This is a genomic window from Lysobacterales bacterium, from assembly GCA_016703225.1.
Taxonomy (GTDB): Bacteria; Pseudomonadota; Gammaproteobacteria; order Xanthomonadales; family Ahniellaceae; genus JADKHK01.
Genome location: JADJCM010000003.1, coordinates 554,281 through 569,961 on the forward strand (window position 1 = coordinate 554,281; position 15,681 = coordinate 569,961).

A 15,681-nucleotide genomic window follows, 5' to 3' on the forward strand; every position below is an offset into this window, starting at 1 on the left:
TGGGCGTGAACATCAGGGTTCGACTTCGACTACGGTTTCGGCGGCAACGGTGCGGGTGCGCACGTAGATCTGCGCGAACGCATCGTTCTGGGTGATCTCGACCAGGTTTTCCTTGGCCAGCTCGAGGATCGCAAGAAACGTGACGACCACACCGAGACGTCCCTCCTCGATGGTGAACAATGCCTCGAACACGTGGAACTCGCGATCCTCGAGCGCGCCCAGCACCTCGGTCATGCGCTGGCGCACCGACAGTGCCTCGCGCTTGATGTTGTGGCGGCCGAACAGGTCGGCACGCTTGAGCACGTCCTTGAGCGCGAGCAGCAACTCCTTCAGTTCGACCGGCGGCGGGATGCGCACCACATTGCGCTCGCCGACTTCGGCACTGGCCGGGAAGAAATCGCGGTCCTGGCGCGGCATCGCCTCGATGTCCTCGGCCGCCTTCTTGAAGCGCTCGTACTCCTGCAGGCGGCGCACCAGATCGGCGCGCGGATCGTCCTCAAGATTCTCGGCGCCGGGCGGACGCGGCAGCAGCAGTCGCGACTTGATCTCGGCCAGGATCGCGGCCATCACCAGATAGTCGGCGGCGAGTTCGAGTCGCATGTCCTGCATCAGGTCGATGTAGTCGACGTACTGGCGCGTGATCTCGGCGATCGGAATGTCGAGAATGTCGAGGTTCTGGCGACGGATCAGGTACAGCAGCAGGTCAAGCGGTCCCTCGAACGCTTCGAGGATCACCTCGAGCGCGTCCGGCGGGATGTACAGGTCCTGCGGCATCTGCAGCATCGGCTGGCCACGCACGGTCGCCAACGGCATTTCCTGCTGCTGTGGTTGCACCGGGAACGGCACGACGTTGGCGTTGGGTTCAGCGGCTTCGCTGCTCATGGAGTTCCGGTGTCGAAACGCATCAGGCTTGCGCCATGCGCCAAGGACGTTCGCGCCCAGGGCGCGCCACATTGCAATGATCGATCAATAGAGAAATCCGCAACCCACGAGGGGACCGCGCTGTGCGGTGCCGGTCCAGGGTCTGGGAGACAACGGGCCACTCGTCGGGCGGCTTCGGAACGCTCGGCCTGCGAGGCTTTGTTCCATTCGTGGCGCGCAGGTTACGTGGCGCGACGGCGCTTGTCCAGAGCGGGCCGGCCGCCGATACTGAACGCATGTGGTATCTCATCGAAGGCTTCGATCATCCTGATTCGCTGCCGGCGCGTCTCGCGTCGCGCCCGGCCCATCTCGATCGCCTGCGCGCGTTGCTTGATGACGGCCGCCTGCTGATGGCGGGTCCATGCCCGGCGATCGACGCCGAAGATCCCGGCCCGGCGGGTTTCAGCGGCAGCGTGATCATCGCCGAGTTCGATGCGCTCGCCGACGCACGTGCCTGGGCCGAGGCCGATCCTTATGTCGCGGCCGGCGTGTATGCGCGCGTCGACGTGCGTCCGTTCCGCAAGGCTTTGCCCTGATGCTGCCGCGCGATCAACGCGTCGCCGAGATTCGTCGCCGGCTCGAGGCCGCGTTCCAGCCCGTGGCACTCGAAGTCATCGACGACAGCCACAAGCATGCCGGCCATGAAGGCGCGCGCGACGGCCGTGGCCATTTCAGCGTGCAGATCAGTGCCGAGGCCTTCCGCGGCAAGCCAACCCTGGCCCAGCACCGCGCCATCTACGCGGCACTCGGAGCTTTGATGAGCACCGACATTCCCGCGCTGGCGATCAAGTCCGGCGCGCCCCAGGCTTGATTTCCTCGGAGCGCCGCTGGAATATCCCTTACCAGAGGTAAGGAGAATTCGATGTCCACTGCCACGGTAACCAGCAAGGGGCAAATCACGCTGCCGAAGGACGTGCGTGAATCGATGGGTCTGGATGCAGGCGACAAGGTCGATTTCGTGCGCGATGCCGAGGGCGGGTTTCGCGTCCTGCCGCGACGCAGGGACATTCGTGAATTGCGCGGAATTTTCGCTGGTCGCGTCGCGAAACCGGTGACCTTGCAGGAGATGGAGCACGCCATCCTTGATGAGGCCGCACTCCGCTTCGAACGCGCCGTGGGCCGGAAGAAGGTGCGTTGATCGGGATCGACACCAATGTGCTCGTGCGATATCTGGTCCAGGACGAGCCCGTTCAGGCCAGGCTGGCGACGCGCTTGATCCAGGATCAGCTATCGGATCGTCAGCCGGGATTCATCAGCATCGCCGTGTTGCTGGAAACCCTTTGGATCTTGCGCAGCCGGTACCGTGTCGCCGCCCCGGAGCGGTTGAACTTGTTGCGCATGCTGCTCGACGTTCGGCAATTGCAGGTCGAGCACAGGACCGCAGTGGCTCGTGCGTTGATGCGCATCGACGGTCGTGGCGATCGCTTCAATGATGCGCTGGTGGTCGAAATTGCACGTGAAGCCGGCTGTAGTCAGGTGGCCAGCTTTGACCAGGGCGCGTGCCGCTACGGCATGACCCTGCTGAAGTAGGGGCTACGGCAATTCCACCTTGGCCGCCGGCTTCCAGCCCTTGGCGCGGTGCTCGGCGACCACGGTGGTGTAGATGCCGCCGCGCACGTACCACTCGGCGGTCAGGCGCAGGAAGCGCGGTTTGGTCGCCTTGACCAGATCGTCGAGAATCTGGTTGGTCACTGCTTCGTGGAAGGCGCCTTGGTCGCGGTAGCTCCACATATAGAGCTTGAGTGACTTCAACTCGACGCAAGTCTTTTCCGGTACATAGTCGAGGTGCAGGGTGGCGAAGTCCGGTTGTCCGGTCTTGGGGCAGACGCAGGTGAACTCGGGAATCCGCATCCGGATGGTATAGTCCCGGCCCGGCTGTGGGTTGGGGAAGGTCTCCAGCGTTTTCGACGGTTTGGTCGACACGGTCGTTCTCTCGGATACGGTTGGGCGCGCAAAGGTAGCGAAGCGACCTTGGTGCCGCAAACGAATGTTTGTCCGTCGTCCGACGCTCACGAATTCATGACGAAACACGCACGATGCGACTTTCGACGATCAAACTCTCCGGCTTCAAGTCCTTCGTCGATCCGACGACCCTTCATCTCCCGACCAACATGACCGGCGTCGTCGGTCCGAACGGGTGCGGCAAGTCGAACATCATCGACGCCATCCGCTGGGTGATGGGCGAGAGCGCGGCCAGCCGCCTGCGCGGCGACGCCATCACCGACGTGATCTTCTCCGGCTCCGGCCAGCGCAAGCCGGTCGGCAGTGCCCAGGTCGAACTGATCTTCGACAACTCCGATGGCACCATCCAGGGCGAATACGCGAACTTCAACGAGATCTCGATCAAGCGCCAGGTCAGTCGCGACGGCCAGTCGAACTATTTCCTTAACAACGCCCGGTGCCGCCGTCGCGATATCGTCGACGTGTTCCTCGGCACCGGCCTCGGTGCACGCAGCTACTCGATCATCGAGCAGGGCATGATCAGCCAGATCGTCGAAGCGCGTCCTGAAGACTTGCGCCTGCATCTCGAAGAAGCCGCCGGCATCTCCAAGTACAAGGAGCGCCGCAAGGAAACCGAATCGCGCATCAAGTCGACGCGCGAAAATCTCGATCGCCTGAGCGATCTGCGCCAGGAAGTCGACAAGCACCTCGACCATCTCAATCGCCAGGCCAAGCAGGCCGAGCGTTACCAGAAGCTCAAGGCCGAGCATGCCCGCGTCGACGCCGAACTCAAGGCGCTGCACCTGCGCGAACTGCAGGGCGAGCTCGATGCCCGCGGCCAGGCTTTGCGCCAGATCGAATTGCGCAGCGAACAGCTGACCAGCGAGCAACGCGCGATCGAGGCGCGGCTCGAGGAAGAACGCGGCAAGCAGATCGAAGCGACCGATCACTTCAACACGGTGCAGGGCGAGTTGTATCGAGTCGGCGGCGAGATCGCCCGCGTCGAGCAGCAGATCACCTACAACCGCGATCTCGCCGAGCGCCTGCAGCGCGCCGCGAAGGAAACCGACACCGCGCTGAACGAGGTGGCCGAACACATCCGCGGCGACCAGGAGCAGATCGAACTGCTGCGCGAGTCACTTGCCGAGTCCGAACCGCAGATCGAAACCCTGCAGATCGAGGCCGAGAATCGCCAGGAGGCAATGCGCGTAGCCGAAGCCGCGATCGTCGACTGGCAGTCGCGCTGGGATGCCTATGCGCGCGACAGCGGCGAAGCCGCGCGTGCCGCCGAGGTCGAACGCACGCGCCTGAACTTCCTCGACAAGCAGTCGCTGGATGCGGCGAATCGTCTTGCCCAGCTCGAGGACGAGCGCCGGAAGATGGATGTGGCAACGCTCAGCGACGGCGCCGAAGCTATGCTACTGCGCCAGGAAGAGACCAGGGAGAAGGTCGAGCAGCTGACCCAGATGCTCGATGAGCGCAAGCTCGCTCTCGGCCAGGTGCAGGAGCAGACGCGCGAACTGCAGCACCAGTTGAATGACGCGCGCAGTCGCCTGCAATCGGCCAAGGGTCGGCTGTCTTCGCTCGAGGCGCTGCAGCATGCGGCACTCGGCCAGGAGAAGAACGCCGCGGCCGCGTGGTTCGACGCGGTCGGGCTCGGCAAGTCGCGTCGTCTCGGCGAGTCGCTGCGCGTGCAGGATGGCTGGGAGCGGGCGGTGGAAACCGTGCTCGCCGGCTGGCTCGAAGCCGCGATTGGCGATGCACCGCACCAGTTCGGCGACGCGCTGGAGTCCCTGCAGGACGGCCAGATCACCGTTCTCGATGGTCGCAACGGCGCGGCCAGTGGCGACGATCGTTTGTCGGCGCGCGTGCAGGGACCGGCCGCGGCCATCGCCCAGCTCGATCGCGTGCGCGTCGCCGACTCGCTTGCGGCGGCCAAGCAGATCGCGGCGGGTCTCGGCCTCGGCGACTCGGTCGTCACCCCTGAGGGCGAGTGGCTCGGTCGCGATTGGCTGCGGGTGGCCAAGGGCAGCCAGGCCGGCAGCGGCGTGCTGGCGCGCGAGCGCGAGCTGCAAACGCTGGGTGAGAGCATCCAGACCCTGGACGCGCAGATCGAGGAGTTGATCGCGCACCAGGAAGAACTGAAGCAGGCGAACTTCGAAGCCGAGCGTGCGCGCGACGATGCCCAGCGTGACCTGTATTTCTCGCATCGGCAGTTGTCCGAGATCGCCGGGCAGATCCAGAGCGAACGCGGCAAGCTCGAAGCCGCACAGCAACGAACGACACGGATCGACGCCGAACTGGTCGAACTGCGCGCGCGCATCGAACAGGTCGATGCCGAGGCGCGCGAAGCGCGCGGACGACTGGATAGCGCAGTCATGGCCATGGGCGACCAGGAAGAGCTGCGGGTGCGCCTCGACGGCGAGCGTCGTCAGTTCCTGGAACGCCGCGAGGACGCACGCGGTGCAGCGCGCGAAGCTTCCGAGCAGGCGCACCAGTTGGCTTTGCGCACGGAGTCCAAGCGTTCGGCGCTGTCCTCGCTGGAACAGTCGCTCGGGCGCATGCTGCAGCAGTTGGCGACGCTGCAGTCGCGCAAGTCGGAATTGGCCGACCAGATGGCCACGCAAAGCGACCCGGGGGTGCAGCTGGATGCCGAACTACGCACCTATCTCGATCAGCGCATGCTGGTCGACAGGCGCCTGATCGAGGCGCGCAAGGCCCTGGAAACCTGCGATCTCGCGTTCCGATCGCTGGAGCAGGACCGTCATCGCGTCGAACGCGAACTCTCCGTCGAGCGCGAGAAGCTGTCCGGCGTGCGCCTGGAGGAGCAGAGCCTGCGCATGCGCGCCGACAGCCACGCCGAGGCGATTGCCGGAGCTGGTTTCGCCAGCGATACGGTCGCTGCGGAACTGCCGGCGGAGGCAACCGTCGAGGTCTGGGAAGCGAAAGCGATCGATCTCGAGCAGAAGATCCGTCGTCTCGAACCGGTAAACCTGGCCGCGATCCAGGAGTTCGCCGAGCAGTCGACGCGCAAGCAGTATCTGGACGCCCAGAATGCCGACTTGGCCCAGGCGCTGGAGACGCTCGAAGGTGCGATCAAGAAGATCGACAAGGAAACCCGCACGCGCTTCAAGGAGACCTTCGACAAGGTCAACACTGGTTTGCAGGAACTGTTCCCGCGCCTGTTCGGCGGCGGCCATGCCTATCTGGAGTTGACCGGCGAAGACTTGCTCGATACCGGCGTTTCGATCATGGCGCGACCGCCCGGCAAGCGCGTCACCTCGATCAGCCTGCTTTCGGGAGGTGAAAAGGCGCTGACTGCGGTCGCCCTGGTGTTCTCGATTTTCCGCCTGAATCCGGCGCCGTTCTGTCTGCTCGACGAGGTCGATGCGCCGCTCGACGAAGCCAATGTCGGCCGCTTCTGCAACATGGTCAGCGAGATGAGCGAACGCGTGCAGTTCCTGTTCGTGACCCACAACAAGGCGACCATGGAAGCCGCGAACCAGCTTTGCGGCGTGACCATGCGCGAGCCGGGCGTGTCGCGACTGGTCTCGGTTGACCTTGCCGAAGCGGCCAAGCTGGCCGGCGCGGCGTAGGGAGGCCCCATGGACGCAAACACCCTGCGCATCATCCTCGCCATCGTCGGTGCGCTCATCCTGGGTCTGATCTACTGGAACGGACGGCGGTCGGCGCCACCGCAGGGTCGGCGCATGCCAGCCAAGCAGGGAGGCGAACGCGCCGAGCCGCAGATCGGTGACCTGCGCGCAGTCGCAAGGCCGGATCTCGATCCCGAACTGGCCGCCGAGCTGGCGCGTCTTGGACGCGAGATCCAGGGCGAAGGCGCCGAGTCGGAAGTGGCAAGGGGCGCGGCGCCGATGCGCGACGAACCCGAGCCGCAACAGGCTGAGTTGCAGATCGACGTGCCGCCATCCGTGTCCCCGGCCGTGCCGCCGGTGCTGGCCCATGTCGAATCCAACGACGGCGCTCGCTCGCTCGACAAGAGCGATCGCATCGTGACCGTGTACGTGGCAGCGCCGGAAGGCCATGCCTTCGCCGGTAGCGACATCATCGTCGCCGCCGAGAAGACCGGATTGCGCTACGGCCATCTCGGCATCTTCCACCGCATGCCGGCCACGACTTCGGAGTACGGCGCGGTATTCAGCGTCGCCAACATGGTTCGGCCGGGTCGCTTTGACATGGCACAGATTCAGTCGCTGCGTACGCCCGGGTTGTCGCTGTTCATGGTGCTGCCGAATGCGCAGTCCGCGCTCGATGCCTGGGACGCGATGTTGCCGACTGCGCAGCGCCTCGCCGAGCTGTTGGGCGGGCAGGTGCTCGACGAGGAGCGCAATGCGCTCGGCCGCCAGCGCATCCAGCACCTGCGCGACGAGCTGCGTGCCTACGACCGCGCGCAGGAAAAGAACACCATCCGCAAGACTTGGTGATCGCGTGAGCCGCGCCGCTCCCCATGCCGAGGCCGCGCAGCGCGTCGCGCAATTGCGCAGCGAGATCGCGGCCCACAATCATCGCTACCACGTGCTCGACGCGCCGACGATTTCCGATAGCGCCTTCGATGCCTTGCTGCGTGAATTGCAGGCGCTGGAAGCCGCGCATCTCGATCTGGTCAGTGCGGACTCGCCGACCCAGCGCGTCGGCGCCGTCGTCGCGGGCGGCTTCGCCGAAGTGCGTCACGACGTGCCGATGCTGAGTCTCGGCAATGCCTTCAGCGACGAGGATGCACAGGACTTCTTTCGCCGCATCGCCGACAAGCTCGGCCGCGAGGACATCGCGTTCTCGGTCGAACCCAAGATCGATGGGCTGGCGATCAGCCTGCGCTACGTCGACGGTGTGCTTGCCCGCGCCGCGACCCGCGGCGATGGCAGTACCGGCGAAGACGTGACCCACAGCGTGCGCACGATTCCGTCGGTGCCCTTGCGCCTGTTCGGAGCCGACTGGCCGCGCGTGCTGGAGGTGCGCGGCGAGGTGTACATGCCGCGCGCCGCGTTCGAAGCATTCAACCAGCGCGCCCGCGAACGTGGTGAGCGCACGCTCGCCAATCCGCGCAATGCCGCGGCGGGGTCGGTGCGACAACTCGATCCGAAAGTGGCTGCTTCGCGCCCGCTCGCATTTTTCGCGTACGCGCTGGGCAAGATCGAGCCAGAGGCCGACTGGGCGGCACACACGGCGATGCTCGCAGACTTCCGCCGCTACGGATTGCCAGTGTGTCCGCAGGCCGATCGCGCCGTCGGGCTCGATGGCCTGCTGGCGTACTACCGGCGCATTGGCGAGCAACGCGACCACTTGCCGTATGACATCGACGGTGTGGTGTACAAGGTCGACGACATCGCGGCGCAGCGCGAACTTGGCTTCGTCTCACGTGCCCCGCGCTGGGCGATCGCGCACAAGTTCCCGGCGCGCGAGGAACAAACCGTGGTCGAGGCGATCGACGTGCAGGTGGGCCGCACCGGCGCCATCACGCCGGTCGCGCGCTTGCGTCCGGTCCAGGTTGCCGGCGTGGTCGTGACCAATGCCACCCTGCACAACGAAAACGAAGTACGCCGCAAGGACGTGCGTGTCGGCGACACCGTGATCGCGCGCCGCGCCGGCGACGTGATCCCGGAAGTGGTGGCGGTGGTGCTGGATTCGCGTCCGGCTGACGCCATGCCGTTCGAGATGCCGAATGCCTGTCCCGAGTGCGGCTCGCAGCTCGCGCGCGAAGGCGACGAGGCGGTGCTGCGTTGCACTGGCACCGGTGTCTGCCCGGCGCAGCGCAAGGAATCGATCCGCCATTTCGCGTCACGACGGGCGATGGACATCGAAGGCCTGGGCGACGCCTGGATCGAGAACCTGGTTGATCTCGGCTACGTGCATCATGTCGCCGACCTGTATGCGCTGACGCTCGAGCAACTGCTGGAGATGAAGCGTCGCGCCGATGAGCGCGATGGCGTGGTGCCGGAGACCGTGAAGAAGGGCAAGGTCGCGAGCCGCTGGGCCGAAAACCTGTTGGCGGCGATCGACGCCAGCCGTAAGACCAGTTTGCCTCGCCTGTTGTTCGCACTCGGCATCCGCGACGTCGGTGAGTCGACTGCGAAGACCCTGGCGCGGCATTTCGGTGCACTCGATCGGATCGCATCTGCAAGCGAGGCGGACCTGATGAGCGCGCCCGATGTCGGACCCGTGGTGGCCTCGCGCATCGCGGCGTTCTTTGCGGCTCCGCATCAGCGCGAAGTGATCGCGCTGCTGCGCGTGCGCGGCGTGCAGTGGGACGAGGGCGAGCCGCTGGCCGCAGCCGGGCCCTTGCTCGGCAAGACCATCGTGCTCACCGGCAGCCTGAACGCGCTGACGCGAGACGAAGCCAAGGGACGCCTGGAAGCCCTGGGCGCCAAGGTCTCGGGCAGCGTGTCGGCGAAGACCAGTTTCGTCGTCGCAGGCAGCGAAGCCGGCAGCAAGCTCGACAAGGCACAGGCGCTCGGCATCGCGGTGCTCGACGAAGACGCGCTGCTGGCCTTGCTGGCCGAGCACGGCGCCTGAGCCATGCACGCCGATCGCCTGCGGGCGCTGCATCTGCGCGCCGAGTTGTACGCGACGCTGCGCGCATTTTTTGCCGAGCGCGGCGTGCTGGAAGTGGAGACGCCGATCCTCTCTGCCGCCGGCAACACCGATCCGAACATCGAGAGCTTCCGCACCACGTTCGCTGGGCATGTCGAAGCCGGCGCGGCGCGGCGCTGGTTGCGGACTTCGCCCGAGTTTCCGCTGAAGCGACTGCTGGCCGAGGGCGTTGGCGACTGCTACGAACTCGGGCGGGTGTTCCGCAATGGCGAGGCCGGACGCACGCACAATCCCGAGTTCACGATGCTGGAGTGGTACCGCGTTGGCATCGACCACCGCGCGCTGGCCAGCGAAGTGCTGGATCTGGTCGCGATGGCGATGGCCATGGTCGGGCGCAGCGTGGAACGGCGCACGATCTGCTACCGCGACTGGTTTCGCGCCGAGATCGACCTCGACCCGTTCCTCGCCTCGAACACGGAGTTGCAACAGGCACTCGGCAACGTGCGCATCGATGGCCAAGGACCTGGTGCGTGACGACTGGCTCGACCTGCTGGTCACGCACCAACTGCAGCCGCGGATGGATGCCGACGCGGCACTGGTCGTGCACGACTTCCCGGCATCGCAGTGCGCGCTGGCGCGGGTGGTTGAGCGCGGCGACGTGCTGGTCGCCGAGCGCTTCGAGTGCTACCTCGGTCGGCGCGAGCTGGCGAACGGCTATCACGAGCTCAACGACGCCCGCGAGCAGCGGCGGCGCTTCGGGGCTGATCTCGCGGTGCGACGTGCTCGCGGCCAGCCTGAAGTCGCGATTGACCTGCGTCTGATCGCGGCGCTGCCGCAGTTGCCGGACTGCGCCGGCGTGGCGCTCGGCATCGAGCGGCTGCTGCAGGCGATGCTCGGCGCGGATGACCTGGGCGACGTGCTCGCCTATGCTTTCGCCAACGCATGAAGGATCGGGACGCATGAGCGGCAAGCACTGGTTCGGTACCGACGGCATTCGCGGTCAGGTTGGCGTGACCCCGATCACCGCGGAGTTCGCGTTGCGGCTCGGTCATGCCGCCGGGCGCGTGCTGGCGAAATCCGAGGGTGGCGTGGTCGTGATCGGCAAAGACACGCGCCGGTCCGGCTACATGCTGGAATCGGCGCTGGAAGCGGGGCTGATTTCCGCCGGCGCCGATGTCCGCCTGCTCGGGCCGATGCCGACGCCCGGCGTGGCGCATCTCACCCAGACCATTGGCGCTTGTGCCGGCGTGGTCATCAGTGCCTCGCACAATCCGCATCACGACAACGGCTTCAAGTTTTTTTCCGGGCGCGGCGAGAAACTCGGCGACGACGTCGAACATGCGATCGAGGCGGCGCTCGCGATGGAGATGCAGACAGTGGCGCCGGAACGACTCGGGCGTGCCGTACGCATGAACGATGCCGACGAGCGCTATCTCGGGTTCGTTGCCGCCTCGGTGCCGCCGCGGTTCCGGCTCGATGGCCTGCGCCTGGTGCTCGATTGTGCCCACGGCGCAACCTACAAGCTGGCACCACGGCTGTTCTCGAAACTCGGCGCTGCAGTCACCGCAATCGGCATCAGTCCGGACGGGCTCAACATCAATCGCGGCGTTGGTTCGACCGAGCCGGCGGCGCTGCAGGCCGAGGTGCGGGCGCAGCGCGCTGATCTCGGCATCGCCTTCGATGGCGATGGCGACCGCGTGTTGCTGGTCGATGGTGACGGCGAAATCCTCGATGGCGACGACCTGCTGCACATCCTCGCCGTGGAGTGGCAGCGCAGCGGGCGGCTGCGTGGGCCGGTGGTTGGCACGCTGATGACGAACATGGCGCTGGAACTGAAGCTGGCCACGCACGAGATCGGATTCGCGCGCGCCAACGTCGGCGACCGTCATGTGCATCAGCGCCTGCACGAGACCGGCGGCGTGCTCGGCGGCGAAGCCTCGGGCCATGTGCTCTGCCTTGATCGCGCCGGCACCGGCGACGCCATGATTGCGGCCCTGCTGGTGCTGGAGTCACTGGCCGCAAGCGGACGCCGCGCCGGCGACTGGCGACGTGCGATGCCGCGTTTTCCGCAGCAGACGGTGAACGTGCGCTACGGCGCCGGGGCGCGGCCGCTGGAACATGCTTTGGTCGTCGATGCACGCGCACGCGCAGAGGAATCGCTGGCCGGTCGCGGGCGGCTGGTGTTGCGCGCATCCGGGACGGAGCCGGTGATCCGCGTTACCGTCGAGGCCGACGATGTGGCGCTGGTCGAACGCATCGCGCAATCGCTGGCGGCGACGGTGCTGGCGGCCGCAGGCTGATCTGGGCAGGTTCCTAGTCGAACTCGCGAAACTGCCGGGAGCGGCGTCCGACCAGGCGCAGCGCCATCTGGTCAGGCAGATGCTTGGCGACGAATTTGAGCCACCGGTTCATGCGTCCGGGCACGCACAGCACCTGGTCGCGATCGAGCGCGGCCAGTGACTCTTCGACCACGGCTTGCGCGCTCATCCAGTAACGCGGAGACAGCCGGCTGACCAGGGCGCGAGCGCCGGTCACGTCATGGAACTCGGAGTGGGTGAATCCCGGGCACAGCGCCTGCACGCGAATGCCGCAGTCGCGGTTTTCCAGTGCCAGCGATTGCGAGAAGCGCACCAGCAGCGCCTTGGCGCCGCCATACAGCGTGCTGCCGGCCGATCCCGGCACCAGCCCGGCGAGCGATGCGACGTTGAGGATTGCGCCGCAGCGACGCTCGCGCATGCCGGGCAGCAGGCGATGCACCAGTTCCGCCGGTGCCTCGACCATCACCTTGAGGAAGCGCGACTGCGTCGGCCAGTCACTGCGATGGTAGCCACCGGGCACGCCGAAGCCGGCGTTGTTCACCAGCACATCAATCGCCAGCGCCCGTGCCTGCAATTCGCTGCAGATGGCGGCGACGGCGTCGGCCTCGGCCAGATCCGCGGCGATGCAGACGACATCGACGCCATGGCGATCGCGCAGGTTCGTCGCCAAGGCAGCGAGCCGGTCCAGACGCCGCGCGGTCAACACCAGCGCACAGCCGCGCGCGGCAAGTATTTCGGCGAAGGCCTGGCCGATGCCGGCGGAAGCGCCGGTTACCAGGGCGCGGCGGCCGCGCCATTCGAATGCACTGGACATGAGCGAGATCAATTGCCGGGGGAGGGCGCAAGACTATCCTGCGCGCCCCTGCAACGGAGCCTCGGCCATGCGTCGCCCCCTGATCGCCGGCAACTGGAAGATGCACGGGTCGTTCGCGATGGTGCGCGATCTGCTGAGCACGATTGAGGCCGCCGGTCCGTTTCCCGGTGTAGAGGTCGCAGTGATGCCGCCCTATCCCTACCTGCCGCCGGCACTCGCAGTGGCGACCACCATCGCCGTCGGCGCCCAGGACGCGAGCGCGCATGCCGCGGGCGCGTTCACCGGAGAAGTTTCGGCGACGATGCTCAAGGAATGCGGCTGCCGCTACGTGATCCTCGGGCACTCCGAGCGACGCCAGTACCATGCCGAGAGCGATGCCTTGGTTGCGGCGAAGTTTCTCGCAGTGCAGGCGGCTGGGCTGACGCCGGTACTTTGTGTCGGCGAATCGCTGGCGCAACGCGACGCCGGCGAAACCGATGGGGTGGTGGGTGCGCAGTTGCGCGCGGTACTCGCAGCCGCGGGAGCCGATGCGTTCGCGAACGCCGTGCTCGCCTACGAACCGGTGTGGGCGATCGGCACCGGCCGTACCGCCACGCCGGAGCAGGCCCAGGCCGTGCACGCGCTGTTGCGTGGCATCGTCGCCGCGAGTTCTGCTAGCATCGCCGGCTCGCTGCGCATTCTGTATGGCGGCAGTGTCAAGCCCGGCAACGCGGCGACACTGTTCGGGCAAACGGACATCGACGGCGGACTGATCGGCGGAGCGTCGCTGGTCGCCGACGATTTCGTCGCGATCATCCGCGCCGCGGCCCACTGAACCCTTCCTGGAAATCGAAATGAGCTTTGAACTCGGTCTCAAGATCCTGCTGGCGCTGTATGTCGTCGTCGCGCTGGCGATGATCGGCCTGATCCTGCTGCAGCGCGGCCAAGGCGCGCAGGCGGGTTCCGGTTTCGGCAGCGGCGCCTCGGCCACGGTATTCGGCTCGCGCGGATCAGCCAACTTCCTCAGCATTTCGACGAAGTGGCTGGCGGTGCTGTTCTTCGCACTGAGCATCGGCATGGGCGTCTACATCAGCCGCAATTCCAAGGCCGTGCCGGGTGCGGCCGATTTGGGCGTGATGGGCCAGACCGAAGCACCCGCCGGCGATGCCAAGGCGCCCGTCACGGGTTCCCCCGAAGTGCCGGTGGCACCGGCCGCGGCAAGCGATGTGCCCACCGCCGCAGCCGATGCCAGCGTGCCCGCAGCGAGCGCCGATGTGGAAGTGCCAAAAGCGGAAGTGGAAGGCGAAACCAAGCCGGTGGAGTCTTCTAACTGAGGTCTCCGACCGGCTACAATGAACGAATGCCCAGGTGGCGGAATTGGTAGACGCACTACCTTGAGGTGGTAGCGACGATAGTCGTGGGGGTTCGAGTCCCCCCTTGGGCACCAGACCGAACAAGAAGCCGCATCGCGGCTTTTTTTTCAGAAGCGCGAAGAACGAAGCAAACAAGAGCGGGACGACCCATGGAACTGTCCGAATACCTGCCGGTGCTGCTGTTTCTCGGATTGGCGGCGGTCATCGCAGCGGCATTGCTCGCGATCGGCACCATCATCGGCCCGAAACGTCCGGGCGCGGACAAGCACGCACCGTACGAGTGCGGATTCGTCGCCTTCGAGGACGCGCGCATGAAGTTCGATGTGCGCTACTACCTGATGGCGATCCTGTTCATCGTCTTCGATCTTGAAATCGCGTTCATTTTTCCGTGGGCCGTGGTGTTTCGCGACATCGGTCTGATCGGACTCATCGAGATGGGCATGTTCCTGCTCCTGCTGGTGCTGGGCTTCGTCTACGTCTGGAAGAAAGGAGCCCTCGAATGGGAGTGAAAACCTCGTTCTTCCACAATCCCGAGCCGATCGGGGAAGTGGACGACATCCTGCGCCCGGACGCATCGAACCCGCTGATCGAGCGCGGCTTCGCGGTGGCGTCGATGGATGCCTTGGTGAATTGGGCGCGTACCGGTTCGATGTGGCCGATGACCTTCGGGCTCGCCTGCTGCGCGGTCGAGATGATGCAGGCCGGTGCCTCGCGCCTCGACACCGATCGCTACGGCGTGGTGTTTCGCCCGTCGCCGCGCCAGTCCGACGTGATGATCGTCGCCGGCACCCTGGTCAACAAGATGGCGCCGGCGTTGCGCCGCGTCTACGACCAGATGCCGGAACCAAAGTGGGTGATCTCGATGGGCTCGTGTGCCAACGGCGGCGGCTACTACCACTACTCGTATTCGGTGGTGCGCGGCTGCGACCGGGTGGTCCCGGTCGACATCTACATCCCCGGCTGCCCGCCGACGGCCGAAGCGCTGATCTGGGGCATTCTGCAGTTGCAGAAGAAGATCCGCAAAACCAACACCATCATCGCGCGCTGAGGTGGATCCATGAACGAAGCCGCGACCAGCTTCTCCGACCGCCTGCGCGAGCGCTTTGCCGCCCAGATCCTGTGCTTGATCGACGCGGTCGATGTGCCGACCTTGGAGATCAAGCCCGAGCACTGGCTGGATGTTGCACGCGCGCTGCGCGACGAACCCGGGTTCCGCTTCGAGCAGGCGCTGGACCTGTGCGGAGTCGATTATCTCGGTTTTGGCGATGCCGAATGGGATACCAGCGATGTCTCCGGCGAGGGCTTCTCGCGTGGCGTGGAAGGCTTCGGACCGGGACGATTCAAGTGGTCGGAGCGCCCCGAGTCGGCGCACAAGAACAATCGCTATGCGGTGGTGGTGAACCTGTTGTCGCTTGCGCACAACCGCCGCTTGCGCATCCGCTGTTTCGCTGCCGATGAGCATCTGCCAGTGGTGCCGTCGCTGATCGGCGTCTGGCGTGGATTGAACTGGTTCGAGCGCGAGGCGTTCGACCTGTTCGGCATCCTGTTCGAGGGCCATCCGGACCTGCGCCGCATTCTCACCGACTACGGTTTCGTCGGGCATCCCTTCCGCAAGGACTTCCCGCTGATCGGCAATGTCGAAGTGCGCTACGACGCCGAGAAGCAGCGCGTCGTCTACGAGCCGGTGTCGATCGAACCGCGCGTCGGTGTGCCGCGCGTGGTGCGCGATGACGCCCGCTACGAGCAGGCGCGCACCGAGTCCGCGAAGTCCGCGGCGGGGAAATGA

At 66.0% G+C, this 15,681-nt stretch carries 16 protein-coding genes, 1 tRNA gene and 1 pseudogene; 15 read left to right on the plus strand and 3 right to left on the minus strand.

Going from position 1 to position 15,681, the window contains the following annotated elements; genetic code table 11:
• Window positions 1-12: 12 nt before the first annotated feature.
• Window positions 13-882: a segregation/condensation protein A gene (locus IPG63_15740; protein MBK6728651.1), complete on the minus strand. Its 870-nt coding sequence runs from the start codon at window positions 880-882 to the stop codon at window positions 13-15.
• A 275-nt stretch (window positions 883-1,157) separates the two neighbouring features.
• Here IPG63_15740 and IPG63_15745 point away from each other — a divergent pair, with 275 nt between their 5' ends.
• From IPG63_15745 to IPG63_15760, 4 genes are read left to right on the plus strand one after another with little or no spacing between them, the layout of a single operon-like run.
• Window positions 1,158-1,457 (plus strand): YciI family protein, encoded by a 300-nt coding sequence (locus tag IPG63_15745; protein ID MBK6728652.1) that lies wholly within the window; start codon window positions 1,158-1,160, stop codon window positions 1,455-1,457.
• Window positions 1,457-1,732, plus strand: coding sequence for a BolA family transcriptional regulator (locus IPG63_15750; protein MBK6728653.1), 276 nt, complete (start codon window positions 1,457-1,459; stop codon window positions 1,730-1,732). The genes IPG63_15745 and IPG63_15750 overlap by 1 nt, the downstream gene beginning before the upstream one ends.
• A 51-nt stretch (window positions 1,733-1,783) precedes the next feature.
• A complete protein-coding gene (locus tag IPG63_15755; protein MBK6728654.1) occupies window positions 1,784-2,059 on the plus strand; it encodes an AbrB/MazE/SpoVT family DNA-binding domain-containing protein in 276 nt (91 codons plus the stop codon).
• Window positions 2,056-2,451 (plus strand): type II toxin-antitoxin system VapC family toxin, encoded by a 396-nt coding sequence (locus tag IPG63_15760; GenBank protein MBK6728655.1) that lies wholly within the window; start codon window positions 2,056-2,058, stop codon window positions 2,449-2,451. Before IPG63_15755 ends, IPG63_15760 begins: the two co-directional genes overlap by 4 nt.
• Window positions 2,452-2,454: 3 nt before the next feature.
• On the opposite strand, the gene queF is transcribed toward IPG63_15760, so the two are convergent.
• A complete protein-coding gene (gene queF / locus IPG63_15765; protein ID MBK6728656.1) occupies window positions 2,455-2,844 on the minus strand; it encodes an NADPH-dependent 7-cyano-7-deazaguanine reductase QueF in 390 nt (129 codons plus the stop codon).
• A 113-nt stretch (window positions 2,845-2,957) separates the two neighbouring features.
• On the opposite strand from queF, the gene smc reads away from it, so the two are divergent.
• The 5 genes and pseudogenes from smc to glmM all read left to right on the plus strand — a co-directional run bounded on the left by smc (window position 2,958) and on the right by glmM (window position 11,711).
• Complete coding sequence (smc, locus tag IPG63_15770) at window positions 2,958-6,458, plus strand: chromosome segregation protein SMC (GenBank protein ID MBK6728657.1); 3,501 nt, start codon at window positions 2,958-2,960, stop codon at window positions 6,456-6,458.
• A gap of 9 nt (window positions 6,459-6,467) precedes the next feature.
• The gene (gene zipA, locus IPG63_15775) at window positions 6,468-7,307 is read left to right on the plus strand and encodes a cell division protein ZipA (protein ID MBK6728658.1); all 840 of its coding nucleotides are present in this window, start codon (window positions 6,468-6,470) and stop codon (window positions 7,305-7,307) included.
• On the plus strand, window positions 7,213-9,393 hold the full coding sequence (gene ligA, locus IPG63_15780; GenBank protein ID MBK6728659.1) for an NAD-dependent DNA ligase LigA: 2,181 nt from the start codon (window positions 7,213-7,215) through the stop codon (window positions 9,391-9,393). Before zipA ends, ligA begins: the two co-directional genes overlap by 95 nt.
• A 3-nt stretch (window positions 9,394-9,396) precedes the next feature.
• A pseudogene (genX, locus tag IPG63_15785) lies at window positions 9,397-10,357 on the plus strand (EF-P lysine aminoacylase GenX).
• 13 nt (window positions 10,358-10,370) lie between these two features.
• Window positions 10,371-11,711, plus strand: a complete 1,341-nt coding sequence (glmM, locus tag IPG63_15790; protein MBK6728660.1) for a phosphoglucosamine mutase — start codon at window positions 10,371-10,373, stop codon at window positions 11,709-11,711.
• Between the two features lie 13 nt (window positions 11,712-11,724).
• Here the strand turns inward: glmM and IPG63_15795 are convergent, their stop codons facing one another.
• Entirely contained in the window at window positions 11,725-12,543 is an 819-nt protein-coding gene (locus IPG63_15795; GenBank protein MBK6728661.1) for an SDR family oxidoreductase, read from the minus strand.
• 67 nt (window positions 12,544-12,610) lie between these two features.
• Between IPG63_15795 and IPG63_15800 the strand changes: the two genes are divergently transcribed.
• The 6 genes from IPG63_15800 to IPG63_15825 all read left to right on the plus strand — a co-directional run bounded on the left by IPG63_15800 (window position 12,611) and on the right by IPG63_15825 (window position 15,681).
• Window positions 12,611-13,357 carry a triose-phosphate isomerase gene (locus tag IPG63_15800; protein ID MBK6728662.1) on the plus strand — a complete coding sequence of 249 codons (747 nt, stop codon included), beginning with the start codon at window positions 12,611-12,613 and terminating at the stop codon, window positions 13,355-13,357.
• A 19-nt stretch (window positions 13,358-13,376) separates the two neighbouring features.
• Complete coding sequence (gene secG / locus IPG63_15805) at window positions 13,377-13,856, plus strand: preprotein translocase subunit SecG (protein ID MBK6728663.1); 480 nt, start codon at window positions 13,377-13,379, stop codon at window positions 13,854-13,856.
• A gap of 28 nt (window positions 13,857-13,884) precedes the next feature.
• Window positions 13,885-13,969, plus strand: a tRNA-Leu gene (locus tag IPG63_15810).
• Window positions 13,970-14,044: 75 nt separating this feature from the next.
• Window positions 14,045-14,404 (plus strand): NADH-quinone oxidoreductase subunit A, encoded by a 360-nt coding sequence (gene ndhC, locus IPG63_15815; GenBank protein MBK6728664.1) that lies wholly within the window; start codon window positions 14,045-14,047, stop codon window positions 14,402-14,404.
• Window positions 14,395-14,943: an NADH-quinone oxidoreductase subunit B gene (locus tag IPG63_15820; GenBank protein MBK6728665.1), complete on the plus strand. Its 549-nt coding sequence runs from the start codon at window positions 14,395-14,397 to the stop codon at window positions 14,941-14,943. The genes ndhC and IPG63_15820 overlap by 10 nt, the downstream gene beginning before the upstream one ends.
• 9 nt (window positions 14,944-14,952) lie before the next feature.
• On the plus strand, window positions 14,953-15,681 hold the full coding sequence (locus IPG63_15825; protein ID MBK6728666.1) for an NADH-quinone oxidoreductase subunit C: 729 nt from the start codon (window positions 14,953-14,955) through the stop codon (window positions 15,679-15,681).

What these genes read in the sequence shown, in the direction of transcription:
- smc (MBK6728657.1), top strand. Translation starts at nt 2,958, where the DNA reads ATGCGACTTTCGACGATCAAACTCTCCGGCTTCAAGTCCTTCGTCGAT.
- ndhC (MBK6728664.1), top strand. Translation starts at nt 14,045, where the DNA reads ATGGAACTGTCCGAATACCTGCCGGTGCTGCTGTTTCTCGGATTGGCG.
- ligA (MBK6728659.1), top strand. Translation starts at nt 7,213, where the DNA reads ATGCGCTCGGCCGCCAGCGCATCCAGCACCTGCGCGACGAGCTGCGTG.
- zipA (MBK6728658.1), top strand. Translation starts at nt 6,468, where the DNA reads ATGGACGCAAACACCCTGCGCATCATCCTCGCCATCGTCGGTGCGCTC.
- secG (MBK6728663.1), top strand. Translation starts at nt 13,377, where the DNA reads ATGAGCTTTGAACTCGGTCTCAAGATCCTGCTGGCGCTGTATGTCGTC.
- IPG63_15740 (MBK6728651.1), bottom strand. Translation starts at nt 882, where the DNA reads ATGAGCAGCGAAGCCGCTGAACCCAACGCCAACGTCGTGCCGTTCCCG.
- IPG63_15750 (MBK6728653.1), top strand. Translation starts at nt 1,457, where the DNA reads ATGCTGCCGCGCGATCAACGCGTCGCCGAGATTCGTCGCCGGCTCGAG.
- IPG63_15800 (MBK6728662.1), top strand. Translation starts at nt 12,611, where the DNA reads ATGCGTCGCCCCCTGATCGCCGGCAACTGGAAGATGCACGGGTCGTTC.
- IPG63_15795 (MBK6728661.1), bottom strand. Translation starts at nt 12,543, where the DNA reads ATGTCCAGTGCATTCGAATGGCGCGGCCGCCGCGCCCTGGTAACCGGC.
- IPG63_15755 (MBK6728654.1), top strand. Translation starts at nt 1,784, where the DNA reads ATGTCCACTGCCACGGTAACCAGCAAGGGGCAAATCACGCTGCCGAAG.
- IPG63_15745 (MBK6728652.1), top strand. Translation starts at nt 1,158, where the DNA reads ATGTGGTATCTCATCGAAGGCTTCGATCATCCTGATTCGCTGCCGGCG.
- glmM (MBK6728660.1), top strand. Translation starts at nt 10,371, where the DNA reads ATGAGCGGCAAGCACTGGTTCGGTACCGACGGCATTCGCGGTCAGGTT.
- IPG63_15825 (MBK6728666.1), top strand. Translation starts at nt 14,953, where the DNA reads ATGAACGAAGCCGCGACCAGCTTCTCCGACCGCCTGCGCGAGCGCTTT.
- IPG63_15820 (MBK6728665.1), top strand. Translation starts at nt 14,395, where the DNA reads ATGGGAGTGAAAACCTCGTTCTTCCACAATCCCGAGCCGATCGGGGAA.